Annotated in this window: 1 pseudogene; it reads left to right on the top strand. The window is 59.9% G+C overall.

What is annotated here, in order from left to right:
* Positions 1-55: 55 nt before the first annotated feature.
* A pseudogene (locus KVT38_RS34175) lies at positions 56-237 on the top strand (SAM-dependent methyltransferase); the annotation flags it as partial.

Below are 237 nucleotides of genomic sequence, written 5' to 3'. Positions count from 1 at the left end.
CGGTTAAATTTGAATAAGGCACAAGAGGGAGCTTCATCCGAAAGGCGGATCAATCGTGAGAGAAGACGATTACAAAGCGTACTACGACCGCGTCGGGCAGTCGAACGGCTGGGACTTCAGCAAGCTCAAGGTGATGACGGGGGAGGCGCAGGCGGGCCTCTACGAAGAAGTCAGGCAGGCGGGCAAGCCCTCCGATCTGTTGCTGGGCATCGGCACCGGAGGGGGCGAGGCCGAGCT

Origin of the sequence: Cohnella sp. GbtcB17 (assembly GCF_019091135.1) — a bacterium.
GTDB lineage: Bacteria > Bacillota > Bacilli > Paenibacillales > Paenibacillaceae > Cohnella.
Note: the sequence above shows the minus strand (reverse complement) of the source record. Positions and strands in the feature narration are given on the sequence as shown.